Source organism: Thioalkalivibrio nitratireducens DSM 14787 (assembly GCF_000321415.2).
In the GTDB taxonomy this organism is placed as follows: Bacteria; Pseudomonadota; Gammaproteobacteria; order Ectothiorhodospirales; family Ectothiorhodospiraceae; genus Thioalkalivibrio; species Thioalkalivibrio nitratireducens.
In genome coordinates, this window is sequence record NC_019902.2 from 3,470,104 (window position 1) to 3,493,646 (window position 23,543).

The window sequence follows — 23,543 nt, forward strand, 5'->3', positions numbered from 1 at the left end:
CAGCAGAGCTATTGACGCAGGGACCAGATACTCGACACCACCCGGAAGGGCCTTTCCGGAAAACAGGCCCCCGCGCAGTCTCTGCGGATGCAACCCGAGCCGCGCTGGAGAGCGCTGCGAAAGGGCGCGAGAGCCATGCCTTCTACCAAACCGCAACCGCACTACACGCGCCATTCCGTCGATGACGCCAATGCAGGCGCGCACGGGTCCTCGGCCCGTGGCTGGCAGAGCAAGCCGGATCGCCGTGGCGACCGCCCGCACTCCGGTCGTACCGGGCTTCGCGGCCTGCTGGCCTGCCTGCTCCTCTTGGCGGGTATGCTCGGCTCTGCCGCCGGGCAGGAGTCGGCCGATAAGATCTGGCGTGCCGCCACCGACCTGAGCGATCCGCACAACCAGGCGGTGCTGCTGAAGAACATCAACCATCTGCACACGCTGCGCGGCGTTTCGGAGCAGTACTGGGATCGCGTCCCCGGCATTGGCGATCTTACGCACCGCCAGTACCAGGAGGCGATGTTCTGGCATCAGCACGAGAATCTGCGGATCGCGCGCAAGGCGGTCGGCGGTCTGGGCGCCTACGAACTCGATCTGCAACGGCCGGCACCGGATGCCGGCGAGTGGCGCATCGGCTCGGATACCGATTTCCTGGTCCGGCGCAAGGACGGCCGGCCGGTCACGCTCGAGGACATCCAGCGGGTCGAGGCCGCGTATCGTCAGGCCGTCGCGCTCGAGGTGCGCCGGCGCAGCGGCGGCGCGGTGCGGATGGATCCCCGCGATTTCGACACCGGAACCGATTTCATGGTCGCCCACGACGCGACCACCGATACCGAATTCAACCGCATCGCCGAGCACTTCGGCCGCCGCGACGCCGATACCTACAGCCGGGTCGAGGCGGCCCGGGTCGAGGCGCAGATGCGCACGCCGGGGGAATCGATCGACTACCGCGACGCCGGGATGTACGTCGCCGAGATGGTCGATCAGGCCCAACGCAAGCAGCGGCAGATCGACCGGCTGCTCCGCGAGCAGGCCGATGCGCCGGCGCGTCAGCGTGCGATCAACGAAGCCCGGATCAAGCAGCTCGAATATGAGCGAGACAAGTATCTGCGGCGGATCAATTCGGTCAACCGCCATCTGCACACGCAGGCGCGCACCCAGTTCGGCCGCGGCCTCCGCACGCCGCCGCGCGACATCACGGACATGCAGAACCTCGCGCAGCAGGCGCGCGAGAACTACGCGCACACCCTCGGGAACGTTCTCCGGGTGATGCCCGAAGGTCCGCAGGCCCGCCAGGCCAATTTCATCCTCGCGTTGCAACTGGTCGATCTGCCCGCGGCCCGGCGCAGCGAGGTGCTGTCCCGGCTCGATCAGCGGGTACAACAGAACGTGCTCCAGCAGCTCGATGAATTTCGGGCCTGGCGCCGGGCCGAGCGCGAGCAGGTCGCGCGCGAAGACGTCGTCACCCTGCGCAACTTCCTGAACAAGACCGAATTCGGGCAGCAATTGCTGCGCGTGTTCGGTACCGAGATCGAGGCGCTGACGACCCGCCCGACCGAGAGTTCTCGCTTTCTGGCCGATGTCTACCGCGACCTCGCCGCCACCGACCGGGCGATTCAGAACCGGGCGCAGTCGCTGTCGATGTGGCTGGACCTGATGGTGCAGGTCCGCGACGCGCAATCCGATGCCGAACTGGCCATCGCACTCGGGCGCACGCTGGCGTCGAAGACCTACTACGGGATGATCGCCAGCCACCTTTACACCGGCCTGATCGAACGCGACGGCACCGCGCTGGCCAGGTCGCTGATTCTGATGCTTTCGCCCAAGACCGCGCTGCCGCAGGTGGTGCAGTCGATCGGCGGTTCGGTAATCGACCTGACCACTGCGGTCATGTTCGACCACCAGTTCATGGTGCTGTACGTGACCGCGCGCTTCGACGACGACGGCAGATTCACGGGCCTGGACGGGTACCGGTCCGGATCGGATGCCGTCTGCCGCTTCTTCGACGATGTGCTGCAGCCTGGCGGAGAATACTGGGTCGAAGGGGTGTTCACGCGGGCGCTGGCGTTGTCCGAGGAACGGAACTTCAGCCAGGAGGTGCTGAGCGGAATCAACGCCTTTGGTACCCGCGCCTTCGTGCGCGCGCTCGAGAGCACCGTGTACGGCGGGACCGCGAGCTTCATGGGGCGGCATCCCGCCGTTCAGCATGCGCGCGCCGAGGTTGCCACACTGACCGGCACGATCGACGATTTTGCCGAGGCGCTGGGCGAGCGCGTCCCGGCGCAGGCAGAGCCGGGCTGGGCGGGGCTGTCGCGCTTCGAGCCCGCGGCCCAGCATGCGATGCGGCCATTGCTCGAGCAGCGGACCGCCGCCTGGAACGACGTCGAGGCGGCGCTGTGCGCGGCAGTGACGGAATCGCTCGAATCGCGGCATCGCGCCGAGCAGGGGCTCGAGGGCGGCGACGAGGCCGCGCTGGCGTTGCTCGCCGAAGTCGAGCGTCTGTTCCACGAACTCGATATCCACGGCGTGGGGATGGCATGGTTGAACCACGAGGGCACGCGCAACGTGATCATGCGCTGGCTCGGGTCCGCCGAGGAGCAGCGGATCGAGGCGATGCAGGCGTTGCAGCGCTACCACGATGCCTATTCGGCGGTGCACGAGATCCGCGATACCGTCGAGAGTCTGTATCGCACCGCGACCGGCGGTGCCGAATCGCTGCTTGCGCGGCCACTGACTGGTTCGCCGCCGCTGACCGCCGATCCGGCGTTTGATCACAGTCTGGCGGTGCGCCTGTTCCAGGAGACGATGGACGACCTGGACCGCTACGAAACACAGATGCTGCGGATCAAGCGCGAAGCGCTGAACGACAACCGCGCCCAACTCGATGACCCGTTCGATCGCCGCATACAGACGGCGATCCACGCCGCGACGATCGCGTTGAACGACGCCGCAGCGACGATGCAGGGGGCAACGCATGCGCGGCAAAGGCTGTACCGGGTGCAATGGTGGGCCGCGCACGATCTGCATACCCGGCATTCGGCCGCTTTCGAGCATACGCGCGCGCAACGCGCGAAGATCGAGGAACTGCTCGACGAATTCCGTGCTCACTATCAGCCAGTCGAACCCGCGCTGGCGATCCTGCCGCCACCGGCGGTGATCGAAGAACGCGCGGCGACCGATACACCCTACGCATTCGGACTCGACGCAACGGCGATTCCGTCGGAGACGGTGTACGTCTGGTTCGAGGATGGTACGGAAATCGGCCGCGGCGATACGCTGCTGCACATGTTCGAGGAGCCCGGGCCACGGACCCTCGAGGTCCGGGCGCAATGGACCCGATCGGACCGGGTGTTGCGCGACGGCAGCGCGACCGCCGAACTGAGTGTCGATATCCGCGCCGATGCCCTGCTGCCCGAACTGGCGATTCGGCCGCCGCGCGATCTCGGCGCACTCGCCGAGCCGGACCGTGCCTACGAGTTCCACGCATTGCGCAGCAACATTCCGGACGACGCGACGCTGAGCTGGCGGATCGACGGCCGGCCGTCGGGTATCGGTGCCGACGTCGAGCTGCGTTTCGGCGATCCCGGCCCGAATATCGTCGAGCTGTTCGCCGAGTGGGAGGTTCCCGGAAGCTGGACGGGGCAGGAGCAGGTGATCGCACCGGCACTGACCGTCGAAGTCAACGACCCGGGGCCGCTGCTGGCCGAACCGTGCCGTATCCTGCTTGCCGGCACTTTCGACGAAGCGGTGCCCGAGGTGGGCATCGAGCAGTTGCTGCGCCGGTTCCCGACTCCGGAGGAAGTCGAGGATTTCGTTGCCGACCGGGCGGCGGTTGCGGCGCGGCATGGCCTGCGCGCGAGCCCCGACGAACCCGATGCGGTCGATGCGGCCACCGGCCTGACGCAGCAGTGTGTACCCGAGATTCTGGCGCAATGGCATTCCCGGCGCGCCGACCTGGAGCAGGAATTCCGCGAGCGCTGGGAAATGCTCGACGACGCCACGCTGACGCTGCAAGTCGATACCGGGAACTTGCGAGCCCCCGCGGCACTTGGCGTGTCGCTCGCCGAAGCGGCGCAGACGCCGGAACTGAACCGGGTATCGGTGCAGCTCGAAGCGCTCGGCATGGACCTGTCCGCGCTGCACGCCGAACTGGCGTCGATGCTCGACATCCTGGCCGGTGACGAGGTCCGACCCGGTTGCGGGACGATCCCGCCGTACTACCTCTGGCTGGACATCGACTGGACGCTGGACGGCGAAGAGGTCGGTGTCGCCCAGCGCACACCGGATGGCCGGCAAATGATGTTCCAGGCGCTGGAGGAGAGGGCCTACCCGGTGACCGCGCAGGTCACGCTGCGGTATCGGCGCGGCTGCAACAGCGGGTATCCGCAACTGATTCCCGATCGGGTGCAAACGGTCCGTACCACGATCGAGATCGAGTTCGAAGACCCGGACGCGCCTTCGCCCCCGCCCGAGGTCGTCGCCGAACCCACCGCGCCCGAGGAACCTCCCGCGGCGCCGGAACCGCCCGATCTTTCCGAGCTGGAGGAACAGCGGCAGCAGGTTCTGGACGTCTGCGAGGAATGGACCGCGTCGAAGAGCGGGGGCTACGGCACGACGACCGAGGTCTGGGACATCGGCAGCCTGCCCGAAGGGACGGCCTTCGATTTCTCCTACAACGCGATGAGCGTGCCCGACAAGTTCGTCGTCGAGTACCCGGTGGGTAACGTGGTGCTCGACACCGGCTGGCGTGGATCGGCCGCGCGCGCCGCGCGCCGACCCGAGCTCTACCCCGGCGGCGTAACCGGCCCGGGGCGGGGTGCAGCCGACGACGTGTTCGAAAAGGCCGCAGCCGACGCGTTCAAGGTGACCGTCTACGGCCCGGAAAGCGGCACCGCATGGAACTACCGAATCCGGCCGCGCTGCCAGCCGGACGCGGTGCTGCGGATCGCCGAGTCACCCACCCGGGTTACGTACGGCTCGCAGATCCGCTGGCCGGCGACGACCGGCGGCGGGCTCGAAGTCACGCGCTACACCTGGCAGGCAACGCCGGACCTGAGCTTCGACGAACCGGTGACCACCGAGCCCGCGACGCGAATCACGTTCGACCGGCTGGGGCGGGTGCTGCTGTGGGCCGAGGGCAAGCCCCGGGACAGCAGTCTGCCGACAGTCGAGTCGCAGCAGGTCGAGATCGAGGTGGTGCCGCCGCGGTTCGAGCTGGTGTTCGACCCCCCGCACGGCCAGGCCCGGGTCGGTGACGAGGTGCAGGTGGAGGTGCGCAGCGATCCGGCGCTGCCCGCCGAACTCGTCGATCACCGCTGGGTGCAGCCCAGCGCGCGCAGCACCTACACCGACAACGCGTCGCGAATCGGCTTCACGGTGGGCGATGGCGATCGTGCGCCGCTGCAAGACATCCCGCTGCATGTCTGGGTGCGGGTGCCCTATCACGGCGACACCCTGGCGGAGATCCAGGCCACGTACTCGGGGCAGCCCTACGAGGTGCAGATCAGCGAGCCGGTTCACCGCGGCCCGACCCCGCAGACCTGGGACCCCGAGCGCGGCGGGCTGGTCGATGTGCCCCGCGGTCAGGTCGTCACCGGGCAGGAGGTGCGGCTGAACGCCAGCGTGCAGCCGACACCCCCGGGAGAAGTGCGCTACCGCTGGTCGGTATTACCGGACGGCGCCCGCACCCACGGCACCACCGGCAGCAGCCAGACGTTCTCGGCCAGCAATGCCGGCAGCTACACCGTGGAAGTGGTCGCGACCAACGCCGCCGGTCTGGTCCTCGGCCGCGGGAGTCGCAGTGTGATGGTGGCGCAGGATCAGCCACCTCCGGTGCCGGCAACGCCCGATGATGCCGAACCCGCCGACGCGGACGCCCCGCCCGCGGCAACGGTCGATCCCGATTCCCTGCTTACGCCACCGGACGTGATCGATCTGGAGCAGGCCTCCGGTCAACTCGATTCCGATACGCGCGAGCAGCGCCATGCAATCCAGGTGCCGCGGCATGGCTCGCTGCGAGTCGATGTCCAGGCTGACGACGGACTGCGGGTCTACATGCGCCTGAAGAATGCCGACGGCCGGCGCCTGGCGAGCGCCAGCACCGGCACGAGCCCGAGCGTCGAACGGGCCGATCTGGCGCCGGGTACCTACTACGCCAGGGTCGTTCGCTCCAGCGGGGAAGGGGGCTATCGCTTGAGCACCCGGCTGTCCGCGCCAAGCGTCGCCAACGATTCCGGGCCCAACGATACCCTCGAACAGGTCCGGCAACACGGCGAGCCGATTCCGTTGGACCGGCACAGCACGGGTCTGCTCGGCTACCAGGATCGGGACGAACGCGATACCGAAGACTGGTTCCGGTTCGAAACCACGACGCATGGCCAGGTAACGGTTGCGGTCCATGCCGAGGAAAGCCTGCGTGTGTACCTGCGGCTGAAAGATGCCAGCGGTCGACGCCTGGCGAGCGCCAGCACCAGCCATAGCCCCGAAGTCGCACGAGCCGATCTGGCACCGGGCACCTATTTTGCCAGGGTGGTTCGCTCCAGCGGGCAGGGCGGCTACGTGATCACGCCGACGCTGGCAGCAACGACCTACGTCAGTGACCGGGAACCCAACGACAGTATCGAACAGGCGCAGCCGATTCCGCTGGGGCAGGACACCCAGGGTTTGCTGGGCTATCTGGATCGGAGTGAGCGCGATACCGAGGACTGGTTCCGGTTCGAGACCACAGCGCATGGCCAGGTCAAGGTCGCGGTCAATGCCGAGGAAAGCCTGCGGGTGTACCTGCGGCTGAAAGATGCCAACGGCCGGCGTCTGGCGAGCGCCAGCACCAGCGATAGCCCTGAAGTGGAACGAGCCGATCTGACACCGGGCACCTATTTTGCCAGGGTGGTTCGCTCCAGCGGACAGGGCGGCTACGTGATCACGCCGACGCTGGCAGCGACGACCTACGCCAGTGACCGGGAACCCAACGACAGTATCGAACAGGCGCAGCCGATTCCGCTGGGGCAGGACACTCAGGGTTTGCTGGGCTATCTCGATCGGAGTGAGCGCGATACCGAGGACTGGTTCCGGTTCGAGACCACAGCGCATGGCCGGGTAGCGGTCGCGGTCAGCGCCGAGGAAAGCCTGCGGGTGTACCTGCGGCTGAAAGATGCCGACGGCCGGCGTCTGGCGAGCGCCAGCACCAGCCATAGCCCTGAAGTGGAACGAGCCGATCTGACACCGGGCACCTATTTTGCGAGGGTGGTTCGCTCCAGCGGACAGGGCGGCTATACGCTCCGGCCGGTCTTCACGCCGGATCCGTCCGCGGGCGGCGGTTGAACGGTCACCAGCAGGCGCGACGGGCGCGGGCCGGGCCTCCGCGTGAGCCATCGCACGAGCATGCGTCCGCGCCCGCCATGCTGTGGTCCAGGGGGGCGTTGTGTTCGGCCAGGGCTTGCGGCGTTCCGGAACGCCAGTAATGGCCGGGGAATCGTGGCCCTGGACGGTCTCGTAATAACCGGGCAGCACACCGACCGGGTGCCGGTCAGCGGGGGGTATTCCCGTCTGAGGAAATGCAGGCCCGACGGCCTGGAGGCGTCGGCTGGCCGTTCTGCCACCTCCCGCCGAAAACGGCTCCGGCCTGTCCGCCGGCGATCACCGTTTCCGGCCATTTCAGGCCGCCTCCCCGAAATCCTTCGCCGGGTTCACGGACGGTTCACGGGCGCACAACGGCGTTGTCGTCGTTCACGTGGTCGCTGTAGTCGGCCCGACCGCGGGCACCATCCGCCTCGCGCGCGATCAGGCGCACGACGAAGGCGGAGATGGCGACGGCCGCAACGATGCCCATCAGGGTAAAAGTGTCGAGGTGCATGATGACTTCTCCTGTAACTGGTATTCGTACCTATCGATGCACGTGATGCTTGACCCGCGCCGGCAGAGCCCGAGACCGGGCGGTGCGCTTGCGCCAGGGACACCCCATACAGCGTCAACGATACGGGGCATCTGTTGCTCGCACATTTCGCGCAAGTGCGAATTTGTAACAGTGTGTGTCAGAGCAACACCGCGCATACAACACGGGAGGCGCTCACCCCCCAGCACCGCTGGCCGGCAACGATTCCGGCCTGCGGGATTGGCCCCCGTCAACGCCGGCGCTGAAATCGGTGAAACCGGCGTCTCGACGGCTGCGCTGGTGAGGACATGGCCACCGAACCGCCGAGGGGGCGATGTGACCACCGATGCTGAGTACGGTGCAGTCCCTCGTGTTCTTGGGGTCGGCGGGCCCCCGGTTGCCGGCCGGCCAGAAACAGCACAGCCGGCCTGCACGCGGCAGCGCGCGGGTCGTCAGGCGGACCGTCGCGCCTACCGCGTCACCGCTCGTTGGGAGTATCGCCCTCGTCGGCTTCGGGTTCGACGGCCTCGAGCTGCTCCATCAGCGTGATCGCCACCCCGAGGAAGTCGGCGTCGGTCACCAGACCGCGCAGTTCCCCTTCACGAGTCACCGGCAGGCAGCTGCGCTTGCGCCGAAGCATCAGCAGCGCGGCATGGCGGACGTTGCTGCGCTCATCCACCGTATCGAGGTCATGCACCATCACCTCGTGCACGTGGCGTGGCCCATCGCTGCCGGCGAGCAGCACGTCGGTTTGCGCAACCAGCCCCAGCAGGTCACCGGAGGCATCGAGCACCGGCACGTGACGGATCCTGTGCTCCGCCATGATGCGGCGGACGTCATCCACGGTTGCATCGGGGTGGACGACCACGAGGTTCTGCCTGGGAGTCATGATATCGCTGATGTCGAGCATGATTTCGGCCCCTCCTCCGATCTTGCGTCCATCTTCGCGCAGTCGCGCGGGCGGGTGTTGATTTGCCTCACAACTGCCGCTGCCCGGGGATTCTGGTCATACCGTACTGCAGACGGTCGAAGCCGCCACCGCCGGCGCCATCTGTCGCTCGCACGGGGAAAAGGATTCCTGCGTCGAGCGGAGTACTCGACGATGCCCTGCCGGAACAGCGGCGGGGTGAATCGTCCACTCAACCCGATTTCAGCCCCGGGGGACGTTGGGGGCGATGCCTCGGTCTTGCGCCAACCCCGTGGGATCCGGCAATCCCGCCTCGAGGCCGAGGTGCCAGTCTTCCACGAACGCCTCGATAGTCTCGACGAAGTCCGGGTCGTGCTCACGCCGGTTGATCGTGCAATGAATGACCACTGTGGCGCGGTCCGGCGGCAGATCCGTGGTGACGGTCCAGGCCAGCGCGTTGGGGCACCCGGGCAGGGTGAAACGCACCCCACCGCGTATCGCCTCCCGGTGCACCGCGAACTCGCCCCAGACGCAATAGATGCGCCCGTGGTCTCCGATCGATTCAAGCACCGTATCCACCGATGCACACCATTGCGGCAGCCGCTCGATCGTCAACTCGCGCTGCAATGCCTCGGCATCGACCCTGACATGCGCGGTCGAAAAAAACTCCATCGACATTCCTCCCGACCTGCCCGGTCGTCATCCGGGCGGGCGAGCGGCGCCGCTGGGCCGCGGCTCGCGCCGCCGGTTTGTTGCTGGGGTGAAGTGGTCTACGGCCAGCGGACACCTCGCTCACGATCAGCGCAGAAGCGGCTACCCCCAACCATGAAGGGCGCGGGCGCAAAAGGCGAACAACGCCACCTGCCGTGGCGGCATCGGCCAACGCATGGGCGTGCGGACCGTGGGTTCCGGCGAAACGATGCGGCTGTTGCCGCCCGGGTACTGAAGTGGCGGCACCCTGACCCGACTCCAACCGCTACACTGGTGATGAAAACCCGGCACGAACGCTATCCGAGAGCCCATACATGCCCGAACAACCCCCGTCGGCAAGTCCCTTCCGGTGCGATGGACGGCGAGACCGTCGTGCGCGTCCCCAACGACCGTCGCTACGATCTGATCGATCCCCTCCCCGAGGCCTTCGAAATCCGCACCTTACACGCCCGGGATCTCTCCGGTTCGCGGGACGAGCTGTTCAAGTGCGTCTCCGGCTGGCCGGGCGACCTGCCGCCCCGCATGCAGGAATACGGCCACCCGATGCCAGGCCTGCGCCACCTGCGGTTCCCCACCGAAGTCGGGGCGTGGAACCAGTAAATGCCGTGCATGAGCCAGGCGCTGGACGAGCAACCGACGAACAGCCGGCTGCCCGAGGCGGTATCCCAGACGCGCGCTGGGCTCGCCGACCACGTGCGCAACCAACCCTGAACCGCCACGGACAACCGGTCCGGTCGCTCAGGGCGGCAACCACACCGCCGCACCCCTTGCCCACCACCACGAAGACAGCAAGCACATGAGCGCCGAATCGTTGCCCCCGAACGACGTCCCGGCCATGCACTACCTGGTCGGGGGCGGCATCGCGTCGCTCGCTGCCGCGATCCTGCTGATACGAGATGCCGGCGTGCCCGGCCAGCTGATCCGGATCTTCGAGCAGGGGCAAAGCCTGGGGGGCAGCCTCGACGGTTCCGGAACGCCGGACCCCGGCTACCTGGTCCGCGGCGGCCGCATGTTCGAGCAGCACTTCGCTTGCACGTTCGATCTGCTGGCCTCGGTTCCCTCAATCGACAGCGAAGGTCTGACCCTCAAGGACGAGATCGACCGCTTCAACCACGAGGTATCGAATTCGTCGAACTGCCGGCTGGTTCGCGCTGGCAGCAAGGTGGAACCGCTGCGCTTCGGGCTGGATGCACGCGACCTGCGCGACATGGCACGGCTGATGACCCAGCCGGAAGCGTCCCTCGCCAACCGCAGCGTCGCGGATTGCTTCGCACCTTCCTTCTTCACCAGCGATTTCTGGTTCATGTGGAGCACCACGTTCGCGTTCCAGAGCTGGCATAGCGCAATCGAGCTGCGCCGGTATTTCCGGCGCTTCGTGCATCTGCTTCCGGGATTCCGGCGCCTGGAGGGGATTCTGCGGACACGCTACAACCAGTACGACGCGCTGATCCTGCCGATCCAGCGCTGGCTGCAGGGCCAGGGCGTGCACTTCGAGACCGGCACGAAGGTCATGGATGCACGGCTGGCGCGTGAGCATGGCGAGCTTCGCGTAACCGCGCTGCACCTGCACCGAGAAGGCGTCGAACAGGTGCTGGAAGTCTCCGGGCACGACCGGGTATTCCTTACCTTGGGCTCGATGACCGAGGGGGCCATGCTGGGCTCGAACGATGCACCGCCGTCCGAACCGACACCGGGTGGACCCGCCTGGCAACTCTGGCACCGCCTTGCCGCGCTTGACCCCGTGTTCGGCCGGCCCGGCACGTTCGCCAACGACATCGAACGCACGAAGTGGGAGTCGTTCTCGGTGACGTTGCGCAGCCCCGCCTTTTTCGAACACATGCAGAGATTCACCGGAAACGAGGCCGGGACCGGCGGGCTGGTCACCTTCACCGATTCTCAGTGGCTGCTCTCGGTCGTGCTGTTCCGCCAGCCCCATTTCCGCGATCAGCCGGAAGACGCCTGGGTGTTCTGGGGCTACGGACTTCATCCGCAGCGCCGAGGCAATTTCACCGGCAAGGCCATGACCCAGTGCAGCGGCGACGAAATCCTCAGGGAGCTGGCTGGCCATCTCCACCTGGGCGAGAAAGCCGAGTCTCTCCTGGGCGGCGCGCGGGTGATTCCCTGCATGATGCCGTACATCACCAGCCAGTTCATGCCGCGCTCCCCAGGCGACCGTCCATCGGTGATCCCCGAGGGAGCGCGCAACTTCGCGGTGCTCGGCCAATACTGCGAGTTGCCGGACGATGTCGTGTTCACCGTCGAATACTCGGTACGTTCGGCCTGGACCGCAGTGCATGCGCTCACGGGCAGCGGGCGCGCGCCGCCACCCGTGCGCCGAACCGACCATGACCCCGCCGTGCTGATGCGCGCCGCCCGCACCCTGCTCCGCGGCGGGTGACCGGGTGACCGGGTGACCGGGTGACCGGGTGACCGGGTGACCGGGTGACCGGGTGACCGGGTGACCGCGGATGATTACCCACTCGCGGTCACCCGACTAAACGGGCGGGTCTGCGCAGACGTCCGGACGGGGTCTAGATGAGCAGAGCGGCAGGATCAGGGCACAAGTCGAAGCTGGCCTGAACATCCACCCGGAATCACGCCTGCGGGTTCCGGGACACCACGAACATCCGTTGTGCCGGTGCGTGCTCCGCAGATAACTCGTAGGCTCGATCCGACGCGGATCGGGTCCCGCACGCGGGGAAGGCCGCAGGGCCGCAACCGGCTCCGGTCCGCGAACGGTTAAAGCTCCACGCAGCGATGCGGTCAGGATCCACCCCTCAGCGCCGGAAGCTCTTCCCCCTCGGGGACGATCTCCCGTGCCAACCCGTTGTTGCACCAGCGCTGTCCTGTCGGCGGCGGTCCATCGTCGAACACATGGCCCTCGTGGCCACCACAGCGGATGCAGTGGTACTCGGTGCGCGGCCAAATCAGCTTGTAGTCGGCCTTGGTGCCGACTCTTCCGGGTAGCGGGCGGGTAAAGCTGGGCCAGCCGGTGCCGCTGGCGCACTTGTTGGCGCTGGCGAAAAGCGGAAGGAAGCAGGCCGCGCAGACATACGTGCCGTCGCGCCTCTCTCCGTCCAGGGGGCTGCTCCACGGCGGTTCCGTGGTCCCTTCGAACAGAATACGGTAGCGGCCCGGCGGCAACAGGTCGCGCCAGTACCGGCGGCTGTTGAGATTTGGTGGGCCGTGTAGGATTCGAACCTACGACCAATGGATTAAAAGTCCACTGCTCTACCAGCTGAGCTAACGGCCCGGGCGAGGGCGCCTAGTGTACGGGCTGGGGCACAAAACGCAAGCTGTGCCCGCCGCTTGGGTTCAGGCAGGGGCATCGGTTCGGTAGCGGGTGGGGTCCGGCAGACCGGCAGCGTCAAATCCGGCTCGGCGGATGCGGCAGCTGTCGCAGACACCGCAGGCCCTGCCATCCGCGTCGGCCTGGTAGCAGCTGACGGTCAGCGAATAGTCCAGGCGGCAGGCGGTGCCGACGCCGATGATCTCGGCCTTGGTCATCGTCAGCAGCGGCGCGCGGATCCGGAAACGGCGACCCTCGACCCCGGCGCGCGTCGCGAGGTTGGCCAGATCCTCGAAGGCCGCGATGAACTCGGGCCGGCAGTCAGGATACCCGGAATAGTCGACCGCGTTGACACCGATAAAGATCTCGCGCAGCTCGAGCGCCTCGGCCAGTCCCAGCGACAGCGACAGCAGCGTGGTGTTGCGTGCAGGCACATAGGTCGCGGGGATGCCCTGGGTCGGAGCCTCCGGCACGGGGATCGAGGGATCCGTGAGTGCCGAACCGCCAATCGCCCCGAGGTCGATCCGGATCACTCGGTGGCTGACCGCACCGAGGGAAGCCGCGACCCGGCGCGCGGCTTTCAGTTCGGCGCGGTGGCGCTGGCCGTAGTCGACACTCAGCGCGTGGCAGGCATACCCGGCAGCGCGCGCCAGCGCAAGGCAAGTCGCGGAGTCGAGGCCACCGGAAAGCAGCACCACCGCGGCACGGCCGGGCTCTGCCGCGTCGCCCGGGAACCGGTCAGCGGCCGGCGACATCGCCCCAGAGCAGCTTGTGCAGTTGCAGTTGGAAACGCACCGGGGCGCGCGCCTCCAGGATCCATTCGGCGAGCCGCTGCGGTTCCAGTTCGCCGTACACCGGCGAGAACAGCACCTCGACCCCGTCCGGCCGCGGGCGACGCGCCAGCAGGTCCAGGGCCCAATCGAAGTCCGCACGATCGGCAAGCACGAATTTGATCTGGTCACCCGGGCGGAGCAGCGCGAGGTTATCCAGTCGGTTACGGGCGCTTTCTCCGGATGCCGGGGCCTTCAGATCCATCACGATGCGCACCCGCGGGTCGACTTCCCGGAGGTCCAGCGCACCACTGGTCTCAAGCGATACTGCGAATCCGCGCTCGCAGAGCGCCTCGAGCAAGGCGAGACAGCCCGGCTGGGCAAGCGGTTCGCCACCGGTCACGCAAACGTGGCGGACCGCGAAACCCGCCACCGTGTCCAGGATCCCGTCCAGCCTGAGCATCTGGCCGCCGGTGAAACTGTAGGTGGTGTCGCACCAGCGGCAGCGCAGCGGACACCCCGTCAGGCGCACGAACACCGTGGGCCAGCCCACCTGTGCGGCCTCGCCCTGCAGCGACAGGAAGGTCTCGGTAATCCGCAGCCGCACCGCCGTGGAATCCGCCCGTGCCCGGTCGGGCACGGCCAACGTCTGCATCATCGGCCCATCACCGACCCTCCAGGCGCCGCAGCCGATCCTGCGCCAGGCGCGAGAGCGTCGTGCCCGGATACTCCGACACCACCCGGTTCAACGCCTCGCGCGCCGGGTCGGCATGCCCCAGCTCGAAATGGGAGTAACCGATCTTCAGCAGTGCGTCGCTGGCCTTGTCGCTGTCGGGAAAGCGGTCACGCACGGCCTGGAAATCGACCAGCGCGCCCTCGTAATCCTGGCTTGCGTACTTGGCCTCTCCAAGCCAGTACAGCGCGTTGGCGGAGTAGACGCCGTCCGGATAGCGTTCCATGAAACGCTCGAGCTGCAGGATCGCCTCCGGATAATCACCGGACATCAACTGGTCGAAGGCTGCCTGGTAGGCCCCCTGCTCGTCCGCATCCGGCAGCGTGTCGATCACCTCGGGCTCGGGCGGCTCTGGCTCCGGCGCCGTCCGGTCGCCTTCAAGCAGGCCCAGGCGCTCCTCCAATGCACGGATCTCGGCGCGCTGCCCGGCGCGCAGGCTGCGGACCTCGTGCTGCAGGCGTTCGACCTGCCCGCGCAGCTGGCGCAGCTCCGCCTGCAGCGCATCGGTGTTCTGCAGCATCTCCGTCAGCACGCCCGAGTCAAGCAGGCGTTCAACCCGATCCAGTCGCGTCTCGACCATCTGCAGCTGGTGCTGCGTGACCACGGGCGAGCCGGACTGTGCCCCGGCTGGGGTCCAGGCAAATACGATCGCGAGCCCCAGCAACCCCGTCACGGGGCCCCGGGTCCAGCGGTTTACGGTCGCATCCGTATGGCCAGTCATCGATGGGTTCCTCCACTTCAGGCGTGGTTCGGGCCGCGCACCGCGCCGGCCCGGACCATGGCCAGGCTCAGCGGCGCACCTCGTAAACAAGTTCCACGCGCCGGTTCTTGGCCCAGGACTCCTCTGTCTGGGTGAAGGCCACGGGCATCTCCTCGCCGTAGCTGATCACGTCCAGCTGGGAATCGCGAGCACCGTTTAGGGTCATGATCCGGCGCACCGCCTGGGCCCGCCGCTCACCCAGCGCCAGGTTGTACTCACGGGTTCCCCGCTCGTCGGTATGTCCCTCCAGACGCAGGCGCGCGCCGGAATGCTGCGACAGGTAGCGAGCATGTGCCTCGAGCATCGGGATGAACTCCGGGCGTACGGTATCACGATCGAAATCGAAATAGACCAGGCGCTCCGCGAGCGGACTCCGGGGATCGTCGAGCGGATCGGCCCGCAGGTCGCGGTCGACTCCGATCCCCGCAGCTTCCGCCTCCCTGCGCGCGCGCTCCTCGGCTGCGGCAGCCTCGGCCTCGGCAGCAGCCGCAGCCGCCGCCGCTTCGGCTGCCGCACGCTCGGCATCGGTCATCTCGCGCTTGGGCTGAGCACAGGCGGCGAGCACGCTGGCCATCAGCAGTACCAGAACCCAACGAAACGGTGCATTCATCTTGCTTTCCTCAATGGGTGGATCAGGTTGGAACATGCGCATTGTCCGCGTGCCGCCCAGGCGACTCCTGCACTCGTCGGAAGCGAACCGGCAATGCAAACGCAAGGTCTGCGCGACCCGGAATCGCGCTTTTCAGTGGCAACGCAGCCCGCCACGGATGGCATCCGGCGTGCAGTGGCTACAACGGTGACCAGGCCGGTTCGCGCACCTCGCCCGAACGGGCTGCCAGACGCTGGTGGACCTGGCCATCCCGGCTCACAGACCCGAGGATGCCGCGGCCGCGATCCGTGGTGGAGTAGATCACCATGCTGCCATTCGGTGCGAAACTCGGTGACTTGTCGTAGCGTCCCCGAGTGAGCAGCGTGACCCGGCGCGAATCGAGGTCCAGCCGCGCGAGCCGCAGGCCGCCGTCGCCGGCGTGAACGTACACCACGGACTTGCCGTCCGGCGACACGGTGGGTGCACCTGCCGAGGTGGCCTCGAAGGTCAGACGCTGGGGAGTGCCGCCCGGGAGCCGTACCTGGTAGACCTGGGGCGAACCTGCACGGTCAGAAGTGAAATACAGCGAATCTCCGTCCGGAGACCAGGCCGGCTCGGTGTCGATCGCGTTCGACCGCACCACCGGGGTCAGTTCACCGCTGGCGAGTTCCAGTACGTAGATATTGGCGGTGCCCTCGCGCGACAGAGTCAGCGCGATGCGCCGGCCGTCGGGGGACCACACCGGCGCGCTGTTGATACCCTTGAACGCCGCGATCCGCTCGCGGGCGCCGGTCTCGACATTCTGCCGAAACACCTCCGAACGGCGGTTCTCGAACGAGACATACACCAAGTCCCGGCCGTCCGGCGACCAGTCTGGCGACATCAGCGGCTCGCTGGAACGGAACAGCGTGCGCGGGTTGGCACCGTCGGAATCCGCCACTTCCAGCGTGAACCGCCGCTGATCCCCTTCACCGGCGACACCGACATACGCAATCCGCGCGCTGAAGGCTCCCTTGTCGCCCGTGATCTCCTCGTAGACGATATCCGAGACACGGTGCGCACCGCGGCGCATCATGTCCGGCGGCACCGGGATTCGGAAGCCGCCGAGGCGCTGGTTCGCGAGTACGTCGAACACGTGGAACTCGATCAGAATCTGCCCCTGCTCGGGTCGCTTGCGGCCGATCACCAGGTATTCGGCCCCCACCGCGGCCCAGCTCTCGGCCAGGAAACCGTCCGGACTCTCCGGGGCCGCGGGCAACGCCTGGCGCGGCAGCACCTCGAACAGGCCGCTGCGCGCGAGATTGGCACCGACGATCTGCGCGACATCCTCCGGTGGGCTGCCGACCCCGTCCCAGGCGAAAGGCGCCACCGCCACCGGGATAGCCCCGGTCACGCCTTCGGTGACCGTGACCTCCAGCACGGCCGCGGCCTGACCGGCCACCAGCATCAGCACACCCAGAAACCAGATCTGAAGACCTCTTCGTTTCATCGTTCGTCACCTAGCCCTGATCGGGCGCAAAACGGATTCGGATTCCGCCCTGGACGACAGCAGCGTCCGGTGGACGGGGAAGGGACTGCAAGCGTTCCATGGTCTGGCGCACGGACTCGCAGAAAGCCGGCGCCCCGGAACAGCTCTGGACCTGAAAGCTCAGGATACGCCCGGTGTCGGGATTCACGCGCACCAGCACGAAGGCTTCGTCACCGCTGCGCAGGCCTTCAGGCCGTCGCCAGCGGCGTTCCACCGTACCCTGGACGTCGGCAATGTAGGCATCACGCAGCGCATCCTGCTGAGCGCGCCGGTCGGCGGCCTCGCGCTGTGCGCGTGCCGCTGCCAGACGCTGGCGCTCCTGTTCCATCTGCTCGCGCCGCCGCTGTTCCTCCAGTTCGCGCGCCTGGGCCTCGCGGCGGCGCGCCTCTTCCTCGGCCCGGCGCCGCTCCGCGGCCTCGCGTTCCCGCTGAGCCGCGGCCTCCCGCTCCCGGCGCTCGGCCTCCTCGGCCCGGCGCGCCTCCTCGGCGGCGCGGCGCGCTTCCTCCGCCGCACGGCGTTCCTGCTCGGCACGGGCGCGCTCGGCCTCGGCTTCGCGCCGCTCCTGTTCGATGCGTGCGCGTTCGGCCTCGGCCATACGCCGAGCCTCTTCGGCGACGCGCTGGGCCTCCCGCTGGGCCTCCTCGGCGACGCGCCGGGCTTCCTCGCGCGCCTCCTCGGCGGCACGCAGCGCCTCCTGCCGGGCCCGCTCCTCGGCCTCGCGCCGCTCCTGTTCCTCCCGCTGGCGCCGCAGTTCCTCCTGGCGCAGGCGTTCCGCCTCGCGGCGGGCTTCTTCCTCTGCCTGCAGTTCGGCGGCGATCCGTTCCTGTTCGGCCGTGCGGATCTCGCGCTCGATGCGTTCGAAGGTTTCAACGTCCATCGCGACTGCTTCGATCACCTCGGCCGGATCCGGGGAAAAACGCAGCGCGGACGACGCCGATGGCTGCAGGAACGAAACGTTCAGCAACAGCGCTGCGAACAACACCGCGTGCAGCAGGAGCACCAGCAGCAGCTGGCCGAAGTGCTGTCGAATCAGGCTGAACACGGCATGCTCACGGAGGCGTCAGTCGACTTCCCTGGGGGGCGGTTCGGTCAGCAGCCCGACCCGACCCGCGCCAGCGCGCTGCAGCGCGACCATCGCGTCCATTACGCGGCCGTAGTCGACATGACGGTCCCCGCGCACGTAGGTCTGAATCCCCGGGTTTGCGACCAGCAGATCGGTGACGAGTTCGACCAGTTGCGGACCAGCCAACGGTTCGTTGGCCAGCGGCCCCTGGTTCACGCTCAGCGCGCCGGCCGCGGTGACCGTGACCACGATCGGCTCGGCCGCGCGCTGATCGGTCTCCAGCGCCTGCGCCTCGGCCTCGGGCAGATCCACCTCTACCCCCTGCTGGAGCATCGGCGCGGTGATCATGAAGATGATCAGCAGCACCAGCATCACGTCGATGAACGGCACGACGTTGATCTGGGACATCGGCCGCCGCAGCCGGCGCCCGTTGTGGCGTGACATTTCCGCCATGACGGAACCCTATTCCCGCGCGTCCGCGGCCCCGCGCCCGGCGGTCTGGCGGGCGAGCAAGGCCACGAACTCGTCGCTGAAGTTCTCGAAACGACCGATCACCCGGTCCACGTCGGTCGCGAACCGGTTGTAGGCGATCACCGCCGGAATCGCCGCGAACAGCCCGAGCGCGGTCGCGATCAGCGCCTCGGCGATCCCCGGGGCGACCATCGCCAGCGTCGCCTGCTGCACTCCCGAGAGCCCCAGGAATGCGTGCATGATGCCCCAGACGGTCCCGAACAACCCGATGTAGGGGCTGGTGGAACCGACCGTCGCGAGAAACTGCAGATAGCGTTCCAGATCCTCGCTTTCGCGTGCGATCGCGACCCGCATCGAGCGGTGCGTGGCATCGACGACGTGGGGCGGATGCTGGCGCACCCGCAGGAACTCCTTGAACCCCGAGGAAAAAACGTGCTCCATCCCGGACATGTCGGTCTTGCGGCGGACCCCGTCGTAGAGGTGGGCCAGATCCACCCCGGACCAGAACCGTTCCTCGAAATCGTCGGCCGCCCGGTGCGCCAGCTTGATCGTGCGGGCCTTGACCAGGATCGCCAGCCATGACAGCACCGAAGCCACCACCAGGATCACCATGACCAATTGCACGATCAGGCTGGCATCCATGATCAGCCGGTATAGGGAGAGGTCCACGCTCACAGTTCGTCTCCTAAATCCGATTCAACCGCCGCCCGGACGGGGGCGGGGATGGCCACCGGCACGAAGCGCTCGGCATCCACGCAGGCCAGGCGGACCGACGCCCGGACCAGTTCCATCGCATCGCGCCAAACCACCTGTCCCACGTCCAGGCTCGCGCGGCCCAGGGCCACGGGCCGGCAGCTCACGGACAGGGCGTCGTTGAAACGCGCGGGTCGCCGCAGTTCGAGGCCCACCGAGCGCACCACGAACAGGATCCCGCTGTCGTCCCGCAGGCGATCCTGCTCGAATCCGCGCCCGCGCAGCCACTCGGTGCGCGCGCGCTCCATGAACTTCAGGTAGTTCGCGTAGTACACCACGCCGCCGGCATCGGTGTCCTCGTAATACACTCGGACCGGCCAGACGAACGCGGCACCGCGCCCAACGGCCGCCGGCGGCAGAGGTTTCACCATCAGCCCTCGCCTCCCGGCGCACCGGGAAAGCCGAACAGGTCCGGCCGGGCCGACACCCGATCGGGCAGCCCCAGCAGCAGAAAGGTCTGCCGGGTCGCCTGCCGCCCGCGCGGCGTACGCATCAGGTAGCCCTGCTGGATCAGGAACGGTTCCACGACATCCTCCAGTGTTCCCCGGTCCTCGTTCAGCGCGGTGGACAGACTGTCGACTCCCACCGGACCACCGTCGAATTTCTCCACCAGGATCTCCAGCAGCCGCCGGTCCTGCGCATCAAGCCCGGCGGCGTCGATCGCCAGCAGATCGAGCGCCTCGCCCGACACCGGACCGGAGATGTGCCCGTCGGCGCGCACCTGCGCGTAATCGCGGACCCGGCGCAGCAGGCGGTTGGCCAGGCGCGGCGTCCCGCGCGCGCGGCGCGCGATCTCGATCGCGCCGTCATCATCGATGCCAACCTCGAGCAGCGAGGCCGCCCGGCGCACGATCCCCGCCAGATCCTGCACATTGTAATGCTCCAGCCGCTGGACGATGCCGAACCGGTCGCGCAAAGGTGCGGTCAACAGGCCCGCGCGGGTCGTCGCACCGACCAGCGTGAACGGCGGCAGGTCGAGCTTGATCGAGCGAGCCGCCGGACCCTCGCCGATCATGATGTCGAGCTGGAAGTCCTCCAACGCGGGGTACAGCACCTCCTCGACCACCGCTGGCAGTCGATGAATCTCATCGACAAACAGCACGTCGCGGGGCTCCAGCGCCGTCAGGATCGCGGCCAGATCCCCGGCCCGCTCCAGTACCGGACCCGATGTCTGGCGCAGCCCGACGCCGAGTTCGTGGGCGACGATGTGCGCCAGCGTGGTCTTGCCCAGCCCCGGGGGGCCGGCGATCAGCGTATGATCCAGCGCATCACCACGGCCGCGCGCGGCGCGGATGAACAGGTCCATCTGCTCGAGCACGCGCGGCTGGCCGGTGAACTCGGCCAGCCGCTGCGGACGCAGCGAAACCTCGCTTCCCCGATCCTCCGGAAGGCGGTGCATGTCGACCAGACGCGATTCCATCGTCACAGTATGACCTCAAGGGATCGCGGTTTACACCCGAACCCGGGTCAATAGATACCCGCCCTGCGACCCACCGCCCGACTGCCGGATCGCACCGTACCCGCGCTTGCGTTCAGGACCGCAGCGTCGCACGCAGCGCGAGCCGCACTAGGGCCTCGGTGGTCTCCGCCTGGCCTCGGACCGCCGCCAGCATGCGCTCGACATCCGCCGATCGGTATCCCAGCGCCTCCAGCGCCGCCGCCGCTTCGCGCTCGATCCCCGGAGCCGGCGCGCCGGCCGCCACACCGGTTTCCGGCCCGAAGCCGAGATCCGCCAGCCGCTCGCCGAGTTCCAGCACGACCCGCTCGGCCGTGCGCTTGCCGATGCCGGGGATGCGGGTCAGCGCGGCCGTATGCCCCCCGGTGATGTGCCCCGCCAGCTCGTCCGCACCCATCGTCGAGAGCATCGCCAGCGCCAGCCGCGCGCCGATTCCGTTGACCCGGATCAGCCGCCGGAACAGATCGCGGTCACGCGCCTTCAGGAATCCGAACAGGCTGTGGGCATCCTCGCGCACGATCAGGTGGGTGAACAGGATGACCCGGTTTCCCACTTCCGGCAGGCTGGCCAGCGTCGACAGCGGCACCTCGACGTCGTAGCCGACTCCTCCCACATCGAGCACCACGCCCTGCAGGTCGCGCACCCGCAGCACGCCCTCGAGCTGGGCGATCATCGCGCAGCGTCCTGCGCGGCGGCCAGGCGCCGGCTCGAGTAGCCGCGGGTCTGCTCGGTGTGCGAGTGGCAGACAGCCACAGCCAGCGCATCCGCCGCATCCGCGGCCAGCGGCTCTTCGATGCGCAGGATCTGGCGCATCATGTGCTGGACCTGCGTCTTGTCCGCGCGTCCGCTGCCAACCACGGCGAGTTTCACCGCCCGGGGCGCGTATTCGAACACGGGCAGACCCGCCTGGGCCGCCGCGCAGATCGCGGCACCGCGCGCCTGCCCAAGCTTCAATGCGGACTGTGCATTGCGTGCCAGGAACACCGATTCGATCGCGAGCGCCTCGGGCCGCAGTTCGGCCACCACCCGCGCCACCCCGGCGAAGATCTCCGCCAGCCGCGCGGCCATCTCGCCGGCAGCCGGCCGGATCACGCCGAATCCGACCGGATACAGCGCGCCACCGTGCGTCTCCACCACCGCAAACCCGGTCACCCGGGACCCCGGATCGATGCCCAGCACGCGCATCGGATCAGGCGCCGGTCACGGATTCGGGAAAGTCGGCGTTGGTGTAGACGTTCTGGACATCGTCGAGATCGTCGAGCATGTTCAGCAGCTTCAGTACCGACTGCGCGGTTTCCTCGTCGAGCGGGGCCAGGGTTCCCGCGCGCATCGTGACCTCGGCGTTCTCGGGTTCCACCCCGTGCTCGCGCAGCGCCGCGAGTACCGGCTCGAAGTCCTCGGGGCCGGTCAGCACCTCGATCGCGCCGTCGTCGTCCACCTGCACGTCCTCGGCACCGCCTTCGAGCGCGGCTTCCATCACCTTCTCGTCGTCGGTGCCCGCCGGATACTCGATCACGCCCTTCTTCTCGAACAGGTAGGCGACCGAGCCGTCGGTGCCCAGGTTACCGCCGGTCTTGGTGAACGCGTGCCGCACATCGGCCACGGTCCGGTTGCGGTTGTCGGTCATGCAGTCGACCAGGATCGCGGCGCCACCCGGGCCATAGCCCTCGTAGCGCACCTCCTCGTAGGCGTCGCCCTCCATCGCGCCAGCGCCGCGCTTGACTGCGCGATCGATGGTGTCGCGGGTCATGTTCGCGGCCAGCGCCTTGTCGGTCGCCAGGCGCAGGCGCGGGTTCGACGCGGGGTCCGCACCCCCAGCCCGTGCCGCGACGGTGATCTCGCGGATCAGTTTGGTGAAGAGCTTGCCCCGCTTGGCATCCTGGGCGTTCTTGCGGTGCTGGATGTTCGCCCATTTGCTGTGACCGGCCATCGTGCGTCCCGTGTCGTTGAATGAAAAAGCTGAAGAATGTTCCGCGCCAGTGTACCCGCTGCCGCCGGTCCTGGCCGCCCGTCGCCCCCGCGGCTCAGAATTCGCCCTGCTCCAGGAACCGGACCACCGCATCCGCGACCGGGCCCGCCAGCAGCAGGCGGAAATGCCCGTAGGGCACTTCGAGATGGTGGACCACCTCCGGCCCGTAGGTCTCGTCGACCGCGACCGTGCCGTCGTTGGGGCGGGGCAGCGTCCCGGGCAGCAGGCTGCCGACGCCAAGCCCGCGGTTGCCCGCGATCATGCCGATCCTGCGGCCCTGCAGCGCCGGGCTGCCGCCCACCAGGCCGCGGTCCAGCGCCGCCCCGAGCCACCAGCGCCCGGCCCGCGTGCCGGCCATGCGCGCCGCGCTGCGGCTGCCCGCCAGCGGCGCCCCGAGCATCACGATGCGCCCGGGGCGCTGTACCGGGGCAAGCGCGAACAGGTGGCGCACGACCATGCCGCCCAGGCTATGCGCGACCAGATGGATTACCTCGCCCGGAATCCGCTCCAGGAAGACCCTCAGGCAGCGCGCCGCCTGCTCGGGGGTTTCGCGGCGCGAACGATAGCGGAACGCGTGGACTTCGAACCCGTGCCGCTGCAGTCGCCGGCGCAGCGGCCACATCTCGACACCGGTCAGGTGCCAGCCGTGGATGGTGACGACACTGGCCCGCATCGGGCGCCGG

Annotated in this window: 21 protein-coding genes and 1 tRNA gene; 3 read left to right on the forward strand and 19 right to left on the reverse strand. The window is 68.1% G+C overall.

Annotation, left to right across the window (positions count from 1 at the left end; all coding sequences use genetic code 11):
- Nucleotides 1–135 precede the first annotated feature (135 nt).
- Entirely contained in the window at nt 136–7,311 is a 7,176-nt protein-coding gene (locus TVNIR_RS15880; RefSeq protein ID WP_015260092.1) for a PKD domain-containing protein, read from the forward strand.
- Nucleotides 7,312–7,687: 376 nt separating this feature from the next.
- On the opposite strand, the gene TVNIR_RS19885 is transcribed toward TVNIR_RS15880, so the two are convergent.
- The 3 genes from TVNIR_RS19885 to TVNIR_RS15890 form a co-directional block, all read right to left on the reverse strand.
- Nucleotides 7,688–7,843 carry a hypothetical protein gene (locus TVNIR_RS19885; protein WP_015260094.1) on the reverse strand — a complete coding sequence of 52 codons (156 nt, stop codon included), beginning with the start codon at nt 7,841–7,843 and terminating at the stop codon, nt 7,688–7,690.
- A 496-nt stretch (nt 7,844–8,339) separates the two neighbouring features.
- Nucleotides 8,340–8,771 (reverse strand): CBS domain-containing protein, encoded by a 432-nt coding sequence (locus TVNIR_RS15885; RefSeq protein WP_015260095.1) that lies wholly within the window; start codon nt 8,769–8,771, stop codon nt 8,340–8,342.
- Between the two features lie 240 nt (nt 8,772–9,011).
- Entirely contained in the window at nt 9,012–9,440 is a 429-nt protein-coding gene (locus TVNIR_RS15890; protein WP_015260097.1) for a hypothetical protein, read from the reverse strand.
- A gap of 393 nt (nt 9,441–9,833) precedes the next feature.
- On the opposite strand from TVNIR_RS15890, the gene TVNIR_RS20065 reads away from it, so the two are divergent.
- Both TVNIR_RS20065 and TVNIR_RS15900 read left to right on the forward strand, forming a co-directional pair.
- Nucleotides 9,834–10,079: a globin domain-containing protein gene (locus tag TVNIR_RS20065; RefSeq protein WP_211263122.1), complete on the forward strand. Its 246-nt coding sequence runs from the start codon at nt 9,834–9,836 to the stop codon at nt 10,077–10,079.
- Nucleotides 10,080–10,275: 196 nt separating this feature from the next.
- Complete coding sequence (locus tag TVNIR_RS15900; RefSeq protein WP_015260098.1) at nt 10,276–11,877, forward strand: oleate hydratase; 1,602 nt, start codon at nt 10,276–10,278, stop codon at nt 11,875–11,877.
- A gap of 365 nt (nt 11,878–12,242) precedes the next feature.
- Here TVNIR_RS15900 and msrB read toward each other — a convergent pair whose 3' ends face one another.
- The 16 genes from msrB to TVNIR_RS15975 all read right to left on the reverse strand — a co-directional run bounded on the left by msrB (nt 12,243) and on the right by TVNIR_RS15975 (nt 23,533).
- On the reverse strand, nt 12,243–12,623 hold the full coding sequence (gene msrB, locus TVNIR_RS19335) for a peptide-methionine (R)-S-oxide reductase (protein ID WP_015260099.1): 381 nt from the start codon (nt 12,621–12,623) through the stop codon (nt 12,243–12,245).
- A 33-nt stretch (nt 12,624–12,656) separates the two neighbouring features.
- Nucleotides 12,657–12,732: transfer RNA gene (locus TVNIR_RS15905), tRNA-Lys, on the reverse strand.
- Nucleotides 12,733–12,794: 62 nt separating this feature from the next.
- Nucleotides 12,795–13,523: a 7-cyano-7-deazaguanine synthase QueC gene (queC, locus tag TVNIR_RS15910; RefSeq protein WP_015260100.1), complete on the reverse strand. Its 729-nt coding sequence runs from the start codon at nt 13,521–13,523 to the stop codon at nt 12,795–12,797.
- Entirely contained in the window at nt 13,507–14,193 is a 687-nt protein-coding gene (queE, locus tag TVNIR_RS15915; protein ID WP_015260101.1) for a 7-carboxy-7-deazaguanine synthase QueE, read from the reverse strand. Before queE ends, queC begins: the two co-directional genes overlap by 17 nt.
- 10 nt (nt 14,194–14,203) lie before the next feature.
- Complete coding sequence (ybgF, locus tag TVNIR_RS15920) at nt 14,204–14,992, reverse strand: tol-pal system protein YbgF (protein WP_015260102.1); 789 nt, start codon at nt 14,990–14,992, stop codon at nt 14,204–14,206.
- A gap of 67 nt (nt 14,993–15,059) precedes the next feature.
- Nucleotides 15,060–15,641, reverse strand: coding sequence for a peptidoglycan-associated lipoprotein Pal (gene pal / locus TVNIR_RS15925; RefSeq protein ID WP_015260103.1), 582 nt, complete (start codon nt 15,639–15,641; stop codon nt 15,060–15,062).
- A gap of 178 nt (nt 15,642–15,819) precedes the next feature.
- Nucleotides 15,820–17,109 carry a Tol-Pal system beta propeller repeat protein TolB gene (gene tolB / locus TVNIR_RS15930; protein WP_015260104.1) on the reverse strand — a complete coding sequence of 430 codons (1,290 nt, stop codon included), beginning with the start codon at nt 17,107–17,109 and terminating at the stop codon, nt 15,820–15,822.
- A 10-nt stretch (nt 17,110–17,119) separates the two neighbouring features.
- Entirely contained in the window at nt 17,120–18,190 is a 1,071-nt protein-coding gene (gene tolA, locus TVNIR_RS15935; RefSeq protein WP_015260105.1) for a cell envelope integrity protein TolA, read from the reverse strand.
- Nucleotides 18,191–18,208: 18 nt separating this feature from the next.
- Nucleotides 18,209–18,664, reverse strand: coding sequence for a protein TolR (tolR, locus tag TVNIR_RS15940; RefSeq protein ID WP_015260106.1), 456 nt, complete (start codon nt 18,662–18,664; stop codon nt 18,209–18,211).
- 9 nt (nt 18,665–18,673) lie between these two features.
- Entirely contained in the window at nt 18,674–19,357 is a 684-nt protein-coding gene (gene tolQ / locus TVNIR_RS15945; RefSeq protein ID WP_015260107.1) for a protein TolQ, read from the reverse strand.
- Nucleotides 19,354–19,806 carry a tol-pal system-associated acyl-CoA thioesterase gene (ybgC, locus tag TVNIR_RS15950; protein WP_015260108.1) on the reverse strand — a complete coding sequence of 151 codons (453 nt, stop codon included), beginning with the start codon at nt 19,804–19,806 and terminating at the stop codon, nt 19,354–19,356. Before ybgC ends, tolQ begins: the two co-directional genes overlap by 4 nt.
- Nucleotides 19,806–20,855: a Holliday junction branch migration DNA helicase RuvB gene (gene ruvB, locus TVNIR_RS15955; protein WP_043739843.1), complete on the reverse strand. Its 1,050-nt coding sequence runs from the start codon at nt 20,853–20,855 to the stop codon at nt 19,806–19,808. The genes ybgC and ruvB overlap by 1 nt, the downstream gene beginning before the upstream one ends.
- Nucleotides 20,856–20,967: 112 nt before the next feature.
- Nucleotides 20,968–21,564 carry a Holliday junction branch migration protein RuvA gene (ruvA, locus tag TVNIR_RS15960; protein WP_015260110.1) on the reverse strand — a complete coding sequence of 199 codons (597 nt, stop codon included), beginning with the start codon at nt 21,562–21,564 and terminating at the stop codon, nt 20,968–20,970.
- Nucleotides 21,561–22,076, reverse strand: a complete 516-nt coding sequence (gene ruvC, locus TVNIR_RS15965) for a crossover junction endodeoxyribonuclease RuvC (RefSeq protein ID WP_043739845.1) — start codon at nt 22,074–22,076, stop codon at nt 21,561–21,563. The genes ruvA and ruvC overlap by 4 nt, the downstream gene beginning before the upstream one ends.
- A gap of 4 nt (nt 22,077–22,080) precedes the next feature.
- A complete protein-coding gene (locus tag TVNIR_RS15970) occupies nt 22,081–22,821 on the reverse strand; it encodes a YebC/PmpR family DNA-binding transcriptional regulator (protein ID WP_015260112.1) in 741 nt (246 codons plus the stop codon).
- A gap of 94 nt (nt 22,822–22,915) precedes the next feature.
- Nucleotides 22,916–23,533, reverse strand: a complete 618-nt coding sequence (locus TVNIR_RS15975; protein ID WP_015260113.1) for an esterase/lipase family protein — start codon at nt 23,531–23,533, stop codon at nt 22,916–22,918.
- Nucleotides 23,534–23,543 lie beyond the last annotated feature (10 nt).

Excerpts from the sequence above, each read along its gene's own strand:
- TVNIR_RS15880 (WP_015260092.1), top strand. The coding sequence starts at position 136 with ATGCCTTCTACCAAACCGCAACCGCACTACACGCGCCATTCCGTCGAT.
- TVNIR_RS19885 (WP_015260094.1), bottom strand. The coding sequence starts at position 7,843 with ATGCACCTCGACACTTTTACCCTGATGGGCATCGTTGCGGCCGTCGCC.
- TVNIR_RS15885 (WP_015260095.1), bottom strand. The coding sequence starts at position 8,771 with ATGCTCGACATCAGCGATATCATGACTCCCAGGCAGAACCTCGTGGTC.
- TVNIR_RS15890 (WP_015260097.1), bottom strand. The coding sequence starts at position 9,440 with ATGGAGTTTTTTTCGACCGCGCATGTCAGGGTCGATGCCGAGGCATTG.
- TVNIR_RS20065 (WP_211263122.1), top strand. The coding sequence starts at position 9,834 with ATGGACGGCGAGACCGTCGTGCGCGTCCCCAACGACCGTCGCTACGAT.
- TVNIR_RS15900 (WP_015260098.1), top strand. The coding sequence starts at position 10,276 with ATGAGCGCCGAATCGTTGCCCCCGAACGACGTCCCGGCCATGCACTAC.
- queC (WP_015260100.1), bottom strand. The coding sequence starts at position 13,523 with ATGTCGCCGGCCGCTGACCGGTTCCCGGGCGACGCGGCAGAGCCCGGC.
- queE (WP_015260101.1), bottom strand. The coding sequence starts at position 14,193 with ATGCAGACGTTGGCCGTGCCCGACCGGGCACGGGCGGATTCCACGGCG.
- ybgF (WP_015260102.1), bottom strand. The coding sequence starts at position 14,992 with ATGACTGGCCATACGGATGCGACCGTAAACCGCTGGACCCGGGGCCCC.
- pal (WP_015260103.1), bottom strand. The coding sequence starts at position 15,641 with ATGAATGCACCGTTTCGTTGGGTTCTGGTACTGCTGATGGCCAGCGTG.
- tolB (WP_015260104.1), bottom strand. The coding sequence starts at position 17,109 with ATGAAACGAAGAGGTCTTCAGATCTGGTTTCTGGGTGTGCTGATGCTG.
- tolR (WP_015260106.1), bottom strand. The coding sequence starts at position 18,664 with ATGGCGGAAATGTCACGCCACAACGGGCGCCGGCTGCGGCGGCCGATG.
- ybgC (WP_015260108.1), bottom strand. The coding sequence starts at position 19,806 with ATGGTGAAACCTCTGCCGCCGGCGGCCGTTGGGCGCGGTGCCGCGTTC.
- ruvB (WP_043739843.1), bottom strand. The coding sequence starts at position 20,855 with ATGGAATCGCGTCTGGTCGACATGCACCGCCTTCCGGAGGATCGGGGA.
- ruvA (WP_015260110.1), bottom strand. The coding sequence starts at position 21,564 with ATGATCGCCCAGCTCGAGGGCGTGCTGCGGGTGCGCGACCTGCAGGGC.
- ruvC (WP_043739845.1), bottom strand. The coding sequence starts at position 22,076 with ATGCGCGTGCTGGGCATCGATCCGGGGTCCCGGGTGACCGGGTTTGCG.
- TVNIR_RS15970 (WP_015260112.1), bottom strand. The coding sequence starts at position 22,821 with ATGGCCGGTCACAGCAAATGGGCGAACATCCAGCACCGCAAGAACGCC.
- TVNIR_RS15975 (WP_015260113.1), bottom strand. The coding sequence starts at position 23,533 with ATGCGGGCCAGTGTCGTCACCATCCACGGCTGGCACCTGACCGGTGTC.